This is a genomic window from Pseudoroseomonas cervicalis ATCC 49957 (assembly GCF_000164635.1).
In the GTDB taxonomy this organism is placed as follows: domain Bacteria; phylum Pseudomonadota; class Alphaproteobacteria; order Acetobacterales; family Acetobacteraceae; genus Pseudoroseomonas; species Pseudoroseomonas cervicalis.
In genome coordinates, this window is sequence record NZ_GG770777.1 from 208,249 (window position 1) to 225,208 (window position 16,960).

Here is a 16,960-nt window from a genome sequence, read left to right on the forward strand (position 1 = left end):
CAACGGCAAGCTGCGCGATGAACTACTTGACGGCGAGGTGTTCAACACACTGGCCGAAGCCAGGGTGCTGATCGAGCAGTGGCGGGTCCACTACAACACGGCCCGCCCCCATTCCTCGCTGGGCTATAGGCCACCAGCACCGGAGGTGATCATGCCGGAAAGAGGCGGAACAGTGCCCCACCCCAGTTCCAATGGCTCATCGCCGCCTCTGACCATGCTCCACTAAAATCTTGCCCGGACCAGTTGATGGGGGCTGGTCACGATCGACAAATGTCATCTCGCTATCGATTCGAACCGGCGCAGCGCGTTGTCGGCTTCGCGCGCAGCCTGGTCACGCTTGCCTTGCCCTTCTTCGCTTTCGGCGCATGACCTTTGATGTGTTGTTGGCGCCGTGATCGCGCGCCAGCCGATCACGCCGTTCTTGTTGGCACGCCTTATGGCCCAGCAGGAGACGTCCCGCGTCGATCCTGGCTCAATGCCCGCAGCAAGCGGAGGGGGTACAAAGACATCCTGGGTCGTGCCTTTGACGAAGGCGAAACTTTGTCCTGGCTTGCGTTCGATTTTGCCCTGGATCTCCTCAAATAGCCCGGGCACGGCTCCCCCCGGAGCCGAACGAAAGTCTATTGCAGGCCCCTCTGGTTCAGCACGGCCAACTTCCACGATCGAACCGGGTGCGAGCGCCGCGGCTGCTGGGAAGTGACGATGGAGTAGGCCTACGCCAGATTGAGCGCCTGTGGCGACATAGGTGAGGGCTCGCTCGGCGTTGATGTGGTCCACCACGCCTTTTGTGTAGACAAGTTTTCTTTTGTCGAGATCGCGCAACAGTGCATGCGCGGCTTTGGAGGCATTGGGAACGGAACAAAAGGACTGCCTCTCGACGGATCGCCGGAACCAGTCGCTGGAGGTAAGCTGCCAGAGGTCCAGAGGGGTCTTGAAGCCGTGCGCCTCCCGGTAGCTGAGCGCACGGCGTACTTGGTCGGCAGCCTCGTCGAAGCGCTCGGCGTGCGCCAATAGATGCGCGAGGCGAATGCGGACCTTGGCGACCTCCTGTTCCTCACGGGCGATTTGAGTGGCATGCGCATAGCAGGTCACGGCGTCCTGGGGCTGGCGATCCTCGAGAATTCGTCCGAGCTGAGCCCATGGCCATGCTGCCCGTTGCTGGCGACGAAGCACAGGTATCAGGCGGCGGATCGCTTCTTCATCCTCGCCGAGTGCCAAGTGAATCCTGCTGCGATAATAGTTCAGCCACTGATCGTTCGGTGTCGCCGCCAAGGCGCTTTCCAGGACGCCAGTTCCCCAGGCCAACAGTCCACGATCCGCATGTGGGATCTCCGCAAGGGCGGCCGTTTCGCGCGCAACCGCGCGTGTGAACTGCGTCTGAAGGCTGTCGATCTGCTTACCCTCCGGCGTCACGAAAGGCTCTCTGGCCTCAGGATCGAAGTCGTCCACGCCAGCCCAGTGGGCAAAAAGAAGGAAGTCGGGCCATACTTTCGATGCCTTGGTTGCCATCCGCAGCATCTGAGAAAATGCAGTGTCCTTCCGCAGTGGATCGCCGATCTTGGAAAACTCCTTCAGGAAGGGAGTGATCCGATGCGCCATGGATGTTGGCGAGAGCCGGCCCGCCTCGAAATCGTCGATAGGCTTCTTGACCACGTCATAAAGCGCCCAAGCATAGGCTCGGAGGAACCAGACATCGTTGCCATGCAGGTCGATCTCAGCGCGGGCAAGTTCCAGCGCCTCCTTCGAATGCCCCTGCTTGCGGAGATTGAATACCTCTTTCGACCCCATCTCGTCAGCCTTCCCGGGAGGCCATAAGATCTCGGATATCTTGGTAGAGGCCAAGACTCGCTCCGGGTCCACCCACTTCGCGGGCTTTGGTCCAGGTCTGCTTGGCATTGTATGTGAAATCGATCTCGCCCCGGCGTACCCCATCGGTGAAGGTAACGCGGAGGCAGTAGGGCATCTCACGATGCCCGATGCGCCGGATCGGCGAGCCGCTGACGGCCGCATCAATGCGCGCCAAGTGTTCCTCGATGAATAAGTTTGCCGGTGGGGAAGTTTGTCCTGCCAGTGTCGTGAAAGCGGCCAAGGCTTCATCGGCAAGGCCGGCATCAAGGAATGCGCCAGGCTGGCTCAGCGAGCGGCCGACTCGATAGCGGCCATTATAATGGTAGGACACCACGGCGCGCTTGCCGTCGCGCGTCAGCGTATAGCGTTCACAGTACGGAAGATGCTCGAGGCTCTCGACCCGGATACCCCGCTTCTCCCAAGCTATACGGAGTTGCTGATGCACAGCCATCAACGGAGCGAGGGCTTGGTGGAAGGACCAGCGATCCCAATCAGGGTCCGTTGTCTGATCCGAGGTGCCCCCCGCATTAGCAAGCGGCCAGGTTGGGGGTGAATCCCAGACTGTGTTGCTCACCTCGGTGAATTGCGGTGCACCTACGATAATCAGTTTTCTTACAGCCCGGGTGATGGCCGTGTAGGACCAGCGGAAGAAGTTCGCGTTCTGCTTCCCTTCGGATGATGCGAAATGCACGAGCACGCTGTCCCATTCCCCGCCCTGAGCCTTGTGGCAGGTCATCGCGTAGCCGTACTTTACCTGAAGAGCGTTGAAGTAGGGGTCGTTCTTTATCGTGATTTGAAACTCGGTGGTCTTTGGCTTCAGCTCCGGGTACCGTGTCCGGAAATGTACAAGCAATGCTCGGATCTCCAGGGGCTTGAGTTCCCGCTCCGGTGAATCCAGGAGGTTCTCAAGGAGCAGACACCCTTTCTGCAGTACGGCGCCATCGGGCTTCCGGTAGGCCACTTCTGCTTCCCGAAAGCGCAGTTCGACCTGGTGATTCCCACGAAGGGGAACCATGACCCTCTCAGCCTCAGAAGCGACCTCCAGAACCCTGACTAGGTCGCCATTGCTAAGTTCATACAAGTGGTTGTTCTTATTAACCAGGAGCGTATCTCTAGGTTGGATTGGAAGATTGGCACCGCCCCAGAGGCGTTCGCGGACAGCGCAGTTATAGTCCAGTGCTAGTGCGTTGGACGGAACAACGGCGACGCTGGATGCGCCGGAGCGGATGCTGTCTTCAATGACCTCTACTGCATGGGACGCCTCGATCTCCTGGATTTCGACGCCATCAGGCCGCAGCGAAAAGCTGTTGAACCGATTGTCCTGAATGGCGTCCCGCAGATCGGTTGCCCGCTGTAGGATTAGGCTGTCAGCCGCCTGACGGACGACCTTCGTCAGCTCTGCGCTGCCTACACGTAGGCCGAATATTGATCGAAGGTAATCCTCAGACAGTGCGGGCGAGCTGTTCTCCCCCACTGGGGGCAATTGCGCGGCATCGCCCACGAAGAGAAGCTTCGCCGATCCCCCCTCTTTTCCCGGGCGTCCGGGGCGAGCATGAGTGACCAAGTCCCAGAGCAGGCGTCCCGAGCCAAATTGCACAAAATCGCCCTCGGTCTTCCGGTCCCCGAGCATTGACGATTCATCAATCACAAAAAGCGACGCGACGGGCTCGCTTCTTTTGAGCGGAAAGAGAAGCCTTACGCCTGGGTCATTCTCCCGGTCGGCCAGCTCGTTCACTTCGACGGCCGCCTCGGTATAAATTGCACCGTGGATTGTCCTGCCGGCCGTGAGTATTTGCCGAATGCGTGTAACCCTATTAGCCAGAATTCGGGCCGCCCGCCCTGTTGGAGCCATCAGGGCACAGGTGATATTCAATTTTTCCGCCACATCGCAGACGCTCGCGATCAGCGTCGTCTTACCCGAACCCGCGCTGCCGCGGAGGATGAACGCGTCCATGTCATCGTCGAGCAGGAACGCCTGGATAGCCGCCAGCGCGGCGGCTTGAGCGTCGTTCAGTTCGACCGCCATCATCTTTTGCCGCTCCCAGCAATTGTCGCGCCTAATCGCCGGATACGGTGCGGCTTTCGGAATGCCTGGTTGCAGCGGTTTTGCTACTCGCAGCGGCGGAGTCGGCTATTTCCTCCACGGGAGACCAGTCTACCCAGTGAACCATGCATTTTTTCCAGAATATTTTAACTACAGGTTTGCATTTTTTAGGATAATCATACTGATTGGAAAGAGGAACAAATTTCGTACGCCCTACCTTCCGTCTTTGCATCGGAAACCGTCGGAAATGTCGCGTGCCCCCTCATGCATCCCAACCGCCAGAGAGAGTTCGCCCCCGGTTTCATTCCCCACACCATTCCCCTCCGACGAAACCACTCTCTGCCCCGTCCGACGGCGCCAAAAAGCCCAGTTTTCAGAAGGGTTTGCCGCGGCACCTTGGGAGTGCGAGGGCAGGGGAGAGCCCAAAATCGCTCTCCAAATGGCCCTTTCTCTCCGAACCTTGGGACTTGGCCCATTCACTCTACAAGGTTCAAAGCGCTGATTTTGCTGCGTTCTGGTGGTGGCAGGGGCTGCGGAAGTTCGTGTATCGAATGCCTGGGCATTTTCGGGTTGGTTATAGGGGGGGAATATGCTCGCCGTACCAATGATTCGAATCCCACCTGCTCCGCCAGTTCCCTGAGGCGTCCCGCTCTCCGCCAGACCGACCGCCGCGCTGAGTGGCAGGCTTCCTGGGGTTTTCGGGGCAGACCTGTTGACTGGCTCGGCGCGGAGACGACCGAAAATCGCTCTCAGTCGCGCAACTCTCTCCGGACCTGCTGACTTGGCCGATTTAGTACGGGACTCGAGAACCTAACCAAAAGGCCAGTTTCGGCGTGGTCGACCCTGGCGCTGGTTCGCATCCCACTTGCCCGAAATCCGTACTTCGGGCGCGAACGAGAAGTTCGCGGCGCTCCGGGTTCTTTTTGTTTCAAGGGCGGCCTTACAGCCTTGGGCGCACGCCGTGGATGTAGGTCGCTTTGTCGATACCGAGATGATGAAGGAACGTCTTGAACACGCCGGGGCTAACGGGGTCGCGCTTCGGGAGGTAGAAGGCGCGATTATCCGGTCCGGTCCACTGCTCATGCGAGCCCTTTCCGCCGGACGGGTCCAACCTGTGGCCGAAGTGCTTCAGCGCTCGCTCGATTTCTCGGCGGCTGGGCACATTCAGGCTGGCGGGCCGGCTTTGCAGGACGTCCGCAATGACGCCCCGACCGACGAACCGCAGTGGCACATCGGTCGGGCGAAAATCATAGGCGAGCGGGCCTAGCAGGACCGATTCAACCGGAAGGCCGATGCGTGGCAAGCCCGGCTTTGGTTTGCCGGTGACGAGCTGGGTTGCGAAGGTTCGCCACGCCGATGTTGCCGCACCAACACGCCAGTCCCGGTATCCCGGCGGCGATAGGTCAAGAGCTGCCTCGACAATCCGGTCGACGCCAGATTGGCGCGACGTCCACCGCGCGACGAGGCTTTGGACAACATCAGACTTGAACCACTGCCAGGCGGTCCAGTTCGCGAGAGCCTCCTCAAACCATTCCGGCGTTTCACGCAGGGCATCGTAAACGCCGATACCGTAACGCAGGAACCGCGGCTGCATCGCCGTGAGCTCTAGCCAGGAGAGCGTAGCCTCCACGCGCGCGTGGAACATCTCGTGCGCGTATGTGAGGTTGAACGCGAGGAAGGCCGCAAAGCCTTGGGGGACGCGCACCCCTCGCGACATGAAATCCTGGTGGAGGCTATACGCGAGAACGTCCAACTTGCGGGCGTCGAAGTAAATGCCCCAGGTACCGTTCGTCCACTGGTGATGTGGCTGGTACCAGGCAATAGCGTCGAAGCCGACCTCTGTCCTCTCCGCATCAAGCCCCTCGCGCTGACGATCTGCGTCGGGCAGATCGAGCCGAATGTCCGAGAGCTCCTGCATGTTCTCGGGCGGGTCTCGGTCACCGTGGGTCAGCCCGCCTGCGGAATCGGAACTAAAGGTCGAGTCGAGCTTGGGCCGCGCCAGCCCGTTGTTCAGAGGTCTTCTGAACGCGGCCGGCAACCGAGCCTGAAGCGCACATCGGATTTCCGGGTACGCGGGCAGGCCGTTGTGCGGCGTCCAGGTGACGAGCCCCCTCGTCCTTGGTCGGGAATCGCTTGGCACAACCCCGATGTACGACCCGTCTCGCGACGGGGCGGCATTGGAGGCCGCAATCGCCTTGATTGCCAAGGTGTCGAGGTGACCCGTGCCCCTTCCGCGCGAAACAGCGAAGGTCACCGCGACCGGCAGCTCCGCGCGCAGACACTCGGCAGTTACGACCGGTCGCGGGGGAGGCCAACGAAGGGAGGCAGCCTTGGCCATCACACTCGCCATCTCCGGATGTTTGCTGACGAGCGCTTCGTCCTTCTCTTTCTGGCGACGCATCTCCTCCTCGAATGCGGCGACGGTCGCGCAGTGCTGCTGGAATGCTGCGTCAGCTGCTGCCTTCAGGTCTGGATCGAGCCACGGGCTCGGGTCAGCGGACTTGGATCTTCCGACAAGCAGGAGCAGCCGTTCGTCGGCAGGGCAAAGAAAAGCCCCCCAGCAGTACGCGACCACCTTCGTCCCGTTTCGAAGTCGCCGGACTGACGGGCGGAGCTGCTGGCGATCCCAGACAGCGCCCATCAGTGCGTGCTGTAAGCTTCCGATGCCCATCATGAGCAGTACCGGAAGAATCTTCTTGTTGCCTATAACCGTCACCTCACGGACGCCAGTGGAGATGAATTCGACTGCGTCGGGATCGCTGAGCGGGACGTCCACCACGAAGATGTCGGGCACGAGCGACCAGCCGAACTGTGGTGCAATCCAACTCTGAAGTGCCGTCGGCTTCCCTTGGGCGTCCATCGGCTACGCCTCCGCCTCGACAGCCATCCAGCAGACAAGCCGCACGTCCGCATCGCTGATCGGCGGCAGCGGCGAAGGCGGCTCGAAGCGCTCGAGGCCGGTCGCCAGGATCCACTCCACCAAGCGCAGGCTGCGTGCCGCGGGTGGTCCGGAGCGGTCCCTGAACTGCTCGCGCAACAGCGCCTCCTCGCGCAGGGGCCAGGGCGCCTCCAGCACGTCGAGCGCCTTCGTAAGCTTGTCTGCCTCCATGTCGTGCGGAGGATGCGCGCGGATGAACTCTGCGACCTGGCGGTTCAGCCGCCGGACTTGCGGCTGAAGGTTCGCCGGATCCGACAGGCTGTCCCATTCCGTCAGGATGTCGGAGAGCGCCAGATCCCAGAAGGCGAAGACGCCGTCGTTCAGCGCGTCCGGCATGTGCCGCGGCGTGTCCTCCGCGCAGTCGATCAGGCGGAGGCAGGTGCCCGTCTCTCGCTCGATCGCCGCGGCAGCGTCGGGTTGCTGCCAGTCGGGCTTCGCCGGGACGAACCGCAGGAAGGTGCGGCGCTCATCGGCCAGCTCGACTTCCGCGCAGAACAGGATGCCGGATCGCTTGCCCTTGCGCATGCCGCTGCCCGCCCGCCCGGGCAGCCCGGTGATCGCCTTCCGGTCGCCGTCCAGGGCGGCGCGGAGGCGTTGCCGGTACTCCTCCCCCGTCTGCGCCGCGGCCGCGGTGCCGCCCTGCTCAAACAGCGTGGGATCCTCTGCCGCCAGCTTCTCGATCTCGGCGCGCGTCTCGGCGAAGACCTGCTCGCCGGCCTCGCCGCCGTCCACGGGGAGGGTCGACACGCCGATGCTCTTGGCGGCTTGGGTCAGCTTGCGGAGGATGCGCGCCTCCAGCGCCAGCAGCGCATCCAGGCGGTCCGCCGGGAAGACGGTGCGCAAGAAGATGCGCGGATGCAGGCTGCCGATGCGGTCCACGCGGCCGTGCCGCTGCACCAACCGCATCGGGTTCCAGGGCAGGTCGTAGTTCAGGATGTGCCGGCACTGCTGAAGGTTCATGCCCTCTGCCAGCACGTCGGTCGTGATCAGCAGGTCGTACAGATCTTCCTGGCCCGGCGGTGGATCGCTCGATTCCGGGGCGAAGCCCCAGACCGCCTGGTTGCGGTTCGCCTCCTCGCTTTCCAGCCCGCCGCCCGCGACGGCCACGATGCGCCCGCGGAACCCCTTCAGGCGCTTGTCGGTGGCGATGCGCGCCTCCAGTGCCTGCCGAAGCCAAGCCACGGTATCGGCGAAGTATGAGAAGACCAGCACCTTGCGATTGCGCTGCTCCTCTGCATCGGTGGCGGCATCGCTCTTGGCCTGGGCCGCAATCCGCGCCAACTCCTCCACGACCGCGGCGAGCTTCGGATCGGCATCGTCGGTCACCTCGTCCATGCGAGCAGCGAGGTCCCGCAGGATCTCCCGGTCGCGTTCCACCGCCTCGCGCAGAGCCTTCGCGTCGTAGTCGGCGGCGTCGCGCGCCTCGCCGCTGCTGCCGAGCAGGTCCTCGAAGGCTTCCTCGTCGGCAGACAGTTCGCGAAGGAAGGCGGTGGTGATGACCTTCCCTTTGGCCAGCGCCTCCAGGAACAGGTCGTGCTCGCGCACCATGCGGGCGAGGCTTAGCCGAAAGGCATGGGCCGAGGATTCGAAGCGCTTCAGCAGGCCCGAACGAAGGAGGCCCGCAGCGGTCTCTGCCGCTTCCTCGCGGTCCTCATCCTCTTCAAGCAGATAGGCGCTGGGGGCATAGCGCGCGAAGCTGAGCACGTTGCCGCCGTTCACCGGATCCAGCGCATGCACCACGGCGTCGAAGAGCCCTGGCGCCAGGCCATCCAGATGGTAGCGTACGGTGATCGCCACGGCCTTCGGGAACATGATCGGGCGCATCACGCCGTCCGGGCCGCGGATGGTGTCGCCGGCGTAGAACTTCTTCACGAAGCCCCGGGTCCGCTTCACTGTGATTGCGTCGATGATCGGATAGAGGAAGTCCGGGCTGAGGTTCGCCGGATCCTGCTTCGCCGCGGCCTTGAAGCGGTCGCGGATGCTGATGATGCCGCGCTGCGCCAGGCGGCTGTCCTGGCGGATGAAGAACCGCTGGAGGTGGAACAGGTCCCACAGGCTGTTATTCACCGGCGTCGCGGTCAGCAGCACCACGTCCTTACGCTGTCCGAAGAGCAGCCGGCGCAACGCAGCTGCGCGATAGGGCGAGTCCGGGTTGCGGTAGTTGTGCGCCTCGTCCACCACGACCAGCGCGTATTCGTCGAGCTCGAAGTTCAGATGCTGGCCCACGGAGTCGGGTCGCAACTGCGGGTCCCGCAGCTGCCGGTCCCGGGCAAGCTGGTCATAGGACACCATCTGCACGAAGCGTCCAATGTTGTGCGCCTCCAGGAACTTCTCCCAGTTGGTGCGCAGTGCCGCGGGGCAGACCAGCAGCGCGCGCTGCCGGTTCTTCGCGCAGGCTTCCAGAATGGCGCCGCCAATGAAGGTCTTCCCGAGGCCGACCTCGTCCGCGACGATGACGCCGCCGAAGTCCTTGAGGATGCGCCGCGCGCGCCAGACGCCGTGCAGCTGGAAGGCGGTCAGCGGGATGTCGCCTTGCTCCTCCCGCTCCTGCTCCAGCTCCTCGCCGTAGAGCTGCCAGAGGATGCGCATGAAGATCAGCCAGGGCGGGAATTCCCCCTCCGGCTCATCGAAGATGGCGGCGAGGTCGAAGGGCACGCCCTCGTCCCACAGCGCGTCGAACCAGGCCTTGGCTTGTGAAAAGAGCGCGGGGTCCCAGCGGCCGAGGTTCAGTTCCAGGTTGGTGGTAAGGCCGGCGCGGGTGAGGTTGGAGGAGCCAGCAATGAGGCCGGGATCCGGACCGTCCAGCAGCGTCGCCTTGGCGTGCAGGAAGGCGCGTTCGTAGCGTCGCGTCTCCAGCGTGCCAGCGCGCAGCATGGCGGCCATGCGGCGCAGGTGGCGGCGCGCCTCGGCGCTGAAGGGCTGGCGGTCGCGTTCGGCGCGCAGCCCGGCTTCCAGCAGCTTCAGGCCCTCCGCAACCTCGCGACGTTCGAAGGCAGCTTGGGGCGGGTCACCGGGCTTGCGAAGATGGCCGCGGGCGAGGCGCAGCGCTTCTGGCTCCGGTTCGGCGCCGATCAGCAGTCGGACACGGCCGGCCTGCTCAAGCCGCTCCGCGATCGCGCCGAAGCCGGCGGGGCTCATGAAGGCGGTCGCGATGCTGATCTCGGTCAGCGCGGGCGACGCATCCGCCGCAGCAGGCGCGGCCCTGGTCGGCGCGTCGGGGATGGCGGCTTTCAGCGCGGCCAGGAGGGTGTTGCCGTCCTGGTTGGTGATGAATTCCGGCTTGCTCATGCGAGCCCCCGCAGGATCGCGACGGTGCGGTCGCGGCGGGCGTTCCAGGCCGCCCATTCCGCGTCGGTCGTCCATTCGTGGAAGGTGTCGAAGATGTGGGTAAGCTGGTCGGTGCTGAGGCCGTAGAGGCGGGCCACCACCGCGTCCAGCTCCTCGATCATCGCCTGCTTTTCGTCCGGCTTCAGCGGACCGTGCTTGACGCCGACGGCCTTCGCCCAATCGGCGAAGCGATCGTCCGGGCATGCGAGGCGGCCTGCGAGCGCCACAACCCGTGCACCGAGACCCTTGCTAGGATCCGCGTCAGGCACCCGGAGGGATTCAAACGCCTCCTCGTCCACGTGCCCTTCAACAAACCGCCGCATCCACCAGTCAGCAGAGATACTGCTCATGACGCCCAGTGCGAACGCCTCGTGCGACTTCGGGTGCGCCACATCGAGCCATAGCAGCCAAGGCGCTGTCTCTACAGTTAGCGCCTGACCCGGGATCAGACTGACAACCAGAGTTCGCAAATTTGTCCGGTTGGTGATGTTGCGGAAGGCCACACGCGGTTGAAGGCATGGGTGCGTCTTCGCATCATCCCGCCACGCCCTCGGCATTGCGCCATATGGCGAGGTGCGCGGCGAGTTCGCGCGCTTCCGCTGCGCAACATCAAGCGCCTGCTTCCGCGTGGTCCAGGCGTAGTAGGAACCTGTATCTGGGGTCCAGATATCAAAGCCCGCACCGCCATAAACTGGCCAGGCATCGCGTACGGTCGGGCTGGCGCCATAGATGCCCTTGTCCCGCGTGGTCTCCACATCAGCATACACACGTCGCACCTTCAGCCGGGGGTGCTCGCTGATCGCGGGCGCCTTCAGCATCGTCTCGATCACCGCGACGGACTTCGCGGCGTCCGCCGTCGGCAGCGTCGGCTGGACGAGGCCCTCGCTGTAGCTCTTAAGCCACTTGCTGGTGCGTTCTGCCATATCGCCGAGGCGGCGTGCCTTGAACTGCGCCTCGCGGTGGTGCTCCGGACGCAAGGTGTAGCGGCAGCCTCCCTCTGCCTGCTTCCCGAGAGAGACCGCGACTAGCGCGATCGGCTTCTGCGGATGAACATCCTTGAACACCCACTCGCCGCGGTTGGTCAGCATTTGCACGTCGACATGCCGGGCGCGCTGGTCGAGGTCCTCGCGCACGGGACGGTTGCCCTTGATCTTGAATGCGTCACCCGGCAGCACTACGCCGTAGCGGCCGCCCTCGGGCGCCAGCACCTGTGCGAAACGCGCCATGAAGGCGCGGAAGAGATCCGGGTGACCGGTGTTCATGCCCGGCAGGGCGCGCACCGCGTCACGCAGCGCTTCGCTCTCGGCCCGCTCCTCCTCCTCGATCGCGACCAGGTCCGGCCTAGCCTTCTCCATCTTGCGGATGAAAGCGTCCCGCTCGTCCGTGTCCTTGATGCCGCGCAGACCGGGGAAGTGGCGCGCCCAGAACTCATGCTTCTCGACGCGGAGCTTCTCCCACGGCGGGTTGCCAATGATGACGTCGAAGCCGGCCTGTGGGCGGAGGAACACCTCGGGGAACGCTGCCGGAAGATGCAGCGGCTTCACAGCGGCCACCGCCTCGCAGATCTGGGCGTAAACCCGCGTCCCGCGGAGATCGGGGGGGCGCCCCGCTTTCGCACACTTCGCGATCTCCTCGTTGGCGGCCAGCCGGAACTGCGAGTGCCCCGCCGAGACCGCGGTGGCCGCATCGAACAGCGACACCGCCGCAGCTACCGCATCCCGGGCCGCGACGTAGGCCCGCCTTGCCTCGGAAATGTCCTGCGGAGTTGCGTCCGAAATACGCGCGAGACGAACCAGGTGGGGCGCTGCTGCCTTGAGCATGTCGGCCGGCTCGACCGCAAGGCCCACGCCCGCCAGCGCGGTCAACCCGGCCTTCGCATCGCGCAGCGTCGCCATGCCGACTAGCGCGTTGCCCGTCACCAACCGATGATCAAGCAAGCTGAGCGGCAGTCCCGGCACGAAAGTGTGGATCCAGATGGACAGCCGTGCGAGCTCGACCGCCAGCGGGTTCAGGTCCACCCCATAAATGCAACGGCGGGCAATGAGGCGGCGAAGAAGCTGCCCGTCCTCGATCTGGTGCACGCCCTCCAGACCTAGTTTCTTCAGCTCAGTCTCAGCAGCCGCGCGCAGGGTCGCAAGCTCCGCCATCACCCCCGGCAGCTTGCGTTTGTGATCTGCGAGGATGGCGGAGAGCGCGCGCTCGACCCGGTCCACGGCCGCGACCAGGAAATGCCCGCTACCCATGGCGATGTCAGCGACGCGGATATCGAAGAAGGCTTCCGCCGCCTCGGTGTCGTCCAGCGTGGCGAGGCGCTTGGTATGCGCCTCCAGGGCACGTTCCAATGCCGTGTCGAGCAGGTGATCGACCGCGAAGTTCGGTGTGAAGTAGCTGCCCGAGGATTTCCGCGCACCCGACCGGTTATGCAGGTAGATGGCGCCCTTCGCGACCTCCACCGTATCCCTGGCCTTGGCGGGCACGTAGACGAAGTCCTTGCCCTGCTTCTTCAGGGCGAGGTCGGTGTCAGCGACGGCGAGCTCTGATTCCAGCAGACCTTCATAGATGGTGCCGAACTCCCGCACGCGCAGGCTGCGGAAGTCCACCGGACCTGCGCCCGGGCTGCCGAGGTCGCGGCCCTCGTCCAGCAGCAGGCCGCGCAGGACAGGCTCGAACACGGTATCGGGGAGAGTAATGCGCGCGAGGGCCGCACCCGCCTTCGAGATAGCGGCATCGGTCTCGAACAGCCCGCCGCCATAGGCTGGTACACCGAGCGCGGCATCGCCCTCCCGCACCGCGTCGAATAGGCGGGTCACCTCCTGCCAGAGATGCGTGCCAGGCCCTGGGGCGGCCGTCTTCGCCGCCAACTCGAGCGCCTTCGTCTTCAGCGCGCGATGACGGTAGGCCTCGTTCGTGGTAAAGGGCAGCAGGTCCCGATCTTCGGCATAGGCAATGAAGAGCAGCCGGAAGAGCACGGTCAGCGCCATAGCGTAGGTGAGGCGCAGCTCATCCGCGGTGAAGGACTTCAAGCCGCGCGCCTTGGCGATGCCGGTGGCGAGGCCTGGGATGACGCGGTCGTAGATCCGCTCCCGCAGCCGCACTGCCAAGTCGGATGCGAAGCGCTTGGAGCTGTCGAGCAGCTCCTCCAGCGTGCCATTGGGCTTCAGAGCGTCTACCGAGAAGATCAGCCAGAGCAGGGCAGCCTGGTCCTGGCGCATCAGGCCGGTGCGCAACTCGATCCAGGTCTCGGTGCGGCCGCGGCGGCCTACGCCAACGCCGAGCTCGACGGGGTAGAGCCGCACCCGATCGCCCTGCACAACGACGACCCAGGGCAGATTGCGCTGATCCGCCATGGCCAGCGCCCAGGAGACAGGGGAGAGGTTCTGAAAGCGGGGCGCGGCTCCCTCAGGCGTCTCACCGGCGTCGAGCAACACGGCCACGGCCCGGTCGCGCGACCCGGTGCGCAGCAGGCTGGTGACACCGTCCGCCTTCTCGATGCCGAAGCCAAGACGGCGCAGCAGGTCCATGCCGGCGGCACCAAGGACGGGCGCAGCCTTGGCTTGCGCGCCGGTCAGATTGAGCCGGGGGTCACGGTCCGGGTGCCGCAAGATATGGTCCGCTAGCAAGCCCTCATTGCGGATGCCCGGAAGCTCCGTTTCCAAGCTCGGCAGCGCATCGTGCAAGAAGCGGAGCGCGGCATTCCGGTCCGGCTCGCCAAGGGCGCGGATGCAGAGCCGCTCCGCCTGCTTCGCTTCAATGCGGCGGATCGGCGGATCGTCGCCGGCGGGACCGCAGATGACCGCGGTGTCGCCGCGGAGGGCGATGGCGAGCAGTGGCGCGGCGCGGCCACCGAGGCGGTCCTTCCAGACCTGCCGGAGCGCGGTGACCTTGGGCTCCGTCGCGGCGTCGAGCACCAGCACCTCGAGGCCCAGGTTGCCCTGGCCCAGGTGCAGGCCGCGCAGCGTCAGCCCTTCCGGCAGCGCGAGCGTGACGCGGCGCGGCACGTAGTCGTCGAGGAAGTTCATCATCTTGTGCTTTCGGGGGACGAGGTTGCTGAAGGAGCGGATGCGCGCGACGCCCCGGCATGGGCGCCGCGCAGCACCCCGTCAGGCCGCGGCCCGTCCTTCTTTCAGCAGCGCCGTCTCGAACTGGCTGACCGCGAAGCCATAAGAGGCTTCGTTCTTACCGAGCTTCTGCGGATCAAAGCGGGACATCTCCAGCACCAGCTTGTAGTTCTGCGCGATGTCCTTCAGGTGCCGGTCGAGGAAGCTGGTCGGATCGGTGCACCAGACGACCTTGCCGTCCTTCACCGTCATCAGGGCGCGCAGGCCCCAGACCAGCGGCATGATCAGCCCGTCCGGGTAGCTGTAGTCCACCTCCTGCTCGGTGAAATGCGTCTCCGGTTGGGTGCGCATGTACTTGCGGTTCTTGTCGGCCTTCTTCGTCGGGTCGTACATGCGCACGATGCCGATGCGGCCGAAGTGGCCGCCGGCCGCGTTGTAGGCGGCGGGGAAGTCCGCGTAGATCTTGTCGTAGAGCGCCGGAAGATCGCCGAGCACCGCGATCGCACTGCGGACGGCGTCGTTGTTCAGCGCGTGCAGCGGACCATCGGCGGCGCGGGTCGAGACATTCGCATCGCTCATCAGGTCGTCGAAGAGCTTCGCGCACTCACCCTTGTTGCGATAGATGTTCTGCGGCGCCGGCGCCTTGACCGGCAGGCCAGGCAGCAGCGACAGCGGGATCCATGCGAGGGCGACGATATCGCGCACCTTCACGTCGCCGCCCGCCATGTTGGACTTCCATTCGATCCGGTCGCGGACACTCGGCGGGAGGGCGGCCTTGATGGCGTCGTAGAAGCCCTTCTGGTTGGCCTTCGTCTCCAGCGTCAGCTCCGCGTTGTTGTTGCGGGCAGCGCAGATCTCAAGCAGCTCGGAGCGGAAGTCCGAGACCACGGCATCATCTTCAAGATCGGCCGGCACCAGGACTTCCACGGGGACGAGGAAGTTGAGTTCGTCACGCACCGCCTCGATCGCCTCGCGGTTGGCCCGCCAGGCGTCCTTGAAGGTCTCCCAATTCTTGATCTTCTTTGCGGCCTTCTCGTCGTTCAGCGCGGTGGTCAGGATGTGCGTGCCGATCCCGAGCATGTTGTGGCCGCCGTCCAGAATGCCCTCCGTCGTCGGGTCGGCGAAGCGGACCTCGTAGCGCTGGCGCTGGAGCGCCTCGTATTCCGAGGAGCCGATCAGCACGCCCTTGGTCTTGAACGGGAAGATGTCGGGGTCGCGCTTGATGCTCTCAACGATCGCCTCGGTAACCTGGCCCCACTTGGCCGAGCGCGGGTTGGCGTCGAGGTCCACCGAGTCGAACAGCGTCAGCAGGCTCTTCGCCTGGACGAAGCCAACGAGGCGCTTCACGGAGCCATGCGTCTGCTCCGCCACATGCTCGTACTTGATGATGATCTTGCTGGGCTTCATAGCCGGTCTCTCCTTCAGATGAGGAGAACCGGATCCGGCACGGGCTTCCCTTACGGGACAGCACGACCTCCGCGGCACTAGCCGCCTGGACCGAACCAGCCACCATCCGGCGGCAACCAACACCAGAACCGCTTCTCAGGGTTCTTCGCAGCTCCTTTTCAGGAGCATGGAGTTGATATCTGGCCGGCGATGTTCGCGTCAATCAGAATTTGTTGCCAAGCCGTGGTGGGTGGTCCGAAGCCGCCCGGACGCGATGCTCGAACTGCCTCGCCCACTCCACCGGGAACGGCTTCATCAGCGCAGGCAGCGTCATCCCCTCCGGCTGCCGCCCATCCAGGATCGCCTCCACGATGTCCGGCGCGAGCAGCGTTAGCTGGAGCAACCGCCCCAGATACCCCCGGTCGATCTTTTCGGCCGCGGCCATCTCGCTGATGGAGGCATAGCGCCCCTGGTCCAGCAGCTTGCGGTAGCGGAAGCCCCGCGCCAGCGCCTTCACCAGCGCCGGATCGGCGCGGCAGGACAGCACGGTGACGCCGGGCGCCCCCTCCGGCGCCACCACCCGCTTCCGCCCGCCGCGGCGGCGGATGGCCAGCGGGACGTGCACGGTGAGGCTGCTCATGCCGCCCTCCGCAGATCCTGCACGAGGCTGGCCAACCCCTCCAGCCGCAGCCGGATTGCAGCGCCGGCCGGGCTGACATCCACCCGCTCCACCGACAGCCGGACGATCCGCGCCTGCTCGGCCGGAAACAGCTCCTCCCAGAGTGGGTCCAGCCGTTCCAGCGCGGCCAGGGTCTCGACCTCGGTGATTTCGGGCGCCTCGGCCCGGGCGGCGCGCCAGGTGCCCACCACCACCTCCGGCTGGCGCAGCAGCGCGCGCAGCTGCGCCACCACCGCGCTCTCGATCTCGCCGGCGGGCAGGCGCCGCACCGGGCAGTCGCTGCGCGCGCCCTTCATCACGGCTTGGGCAACGTAATAGCGATAGAGCTTGCCCCGCCGCCGCGTCTGCGAGGGCGACATGGCGCGGCCATCCGGGCCAAAGATCAGGCCGCGCAGCAGGGCCGGGCTCTGCCGCCGGTTCTGGTTGGCGCGGCTGGCTGCCGGGGTGTTGATGATGGCCTGCACCTCATCCCACAGCGCCCGCGGCAGGATGGCCGGATGCGCGCCGGGATAGGCCTGGCCCTTGTGGGTGACTTCGCCGATGCTGATGCGGTTGTGCAGCAGCCGATAGAGCGAACCCTTGTCAAAGGGCCGGCCGCTCTTGCTCCGCACCCCCTCGGCGGCGAGTTGGCGCAGCGTGGCAAAGCCGGAGCGGGTTTCGGCGAAGAGAGAAAAGATCCT

Annotated in this window: 9 protein-coding genes; 1 reads left to right on the plus strand and 8 read right to left on the minus strand. The window is 64.8% G+C overall.

Annotated features, from left to right (window positions below):
• Nucleotides 1–226: integrase core domain-containing protein (locus HMPREF0731_RS23460; protein ID WP_007002087.1), on the plus strand; the 226-nt coding region annotated here is incomplete at its 5' end.
• A 47-nt stretch (nt 227–273) separates the two neighbouring features.
• On the opposite strand, the gene HMPREF0731_RS23465 is transcribed toward HMPREF0731_RS23460, so the two are convergent.
• The 8 genes from HMPREF0731_RS23465 to HMPREF0731_RS00920 all read right to left on the minus strand — a co-directional run.
• Entirely contained in the window at nt 274–1,788 is a 1,515-nt protein-coding gene (locus HMPREF0731_RS23465) for a DUF7017 domain-containing protein (RefSeq protein WP_007002088.1), read from the minus strand.
• Between the two features lie 4 nt (nt 1,789–1,792).
• Nucleotides 1,793–3,877 (minus strand): ATP-dependent DNA helicase, encoded by a 2,085-nt coding sequence (locus tag HMPREF0731_RS23470; RefSeq protein ID WP_083854400.1) that lies wholly within the window; start codon nt 3,875–3,877, stop codon nt 1,793–1,795.
• A gap of 955 nt (nt 3,878–4,832) precedes the next feature.
• On the minus strand, nt 4,833–6,752 hold the full coding sequence (locus HMPREF0731_RS00895; protein ID WP_007002090.1) for a type II toxin-antitoxin system HicA family toxin: 1,920 nt from the start codon (nt 6,750–6,752) through the stop codon (nt 4,833–4,835).
• Nucleotides 6,753–6,755: 3 nt separating this feature from the next.
• Nucleotides 6,756–10,118 (minus strand): helicase-related protein, encoded by a 3,363-nt coding sequence (locus tag HMPREF0731_RS00900; RefSeq protein WP_169312243.1) that lies wholly within the window; start codon nt 10,116–10,118, stop codon nt 6,756–6,758.
• Nucleotides 10,115–14,179 (minus strand): Eco57I restriction-modification methylase domain-containing protein, encoded by a 4,065-nt coding sequence (locus HMPREF0731_RS24810; protein ID WP_007002092.1) that lies wholly within the window; start codon nt 14,177–14,179, stop codon nt 10,115–10,117. Before HMPREF0731_RS24810 ends, HMPREF0731_RS00900 begins: the two co-directional genes overlap by 4 nt.
• A gap of 78 nt (nt 14,180–14,257) precedes the next feature.
• Nucleotides 14,258–15,622, minus strand: a complete 1,365-nt coding sequence (locus HMPREF0731_RS00910; protein WP_007002093.1) for a hypothetical protein — start codon at nt 15,620–15,622, stop codon at nt 14,258–14,260.
• A 202-nt stretch (nt 15,623–15,824) separates the two neighbouring features.
• Entirely contained in the window at nt 15,825–16,241 is a 417-nt protein-coding gene (locus HMPREF0731_RS00915) for a hypothetical protein (protein ID WP_007002094.1), read from the minus strand.
• On the minus strand, nt 16,238–16,960 hold a 723-nt coding region (locus tag HMPREF0731_RS00920), incomplete at its 5' end, for a recombinase family protein (RefSeq protein WP_007002095.1). The genes HMPREF0731_RS00920 and HMPREF0731_RS00915, both read right to left, overlap by 4 nt.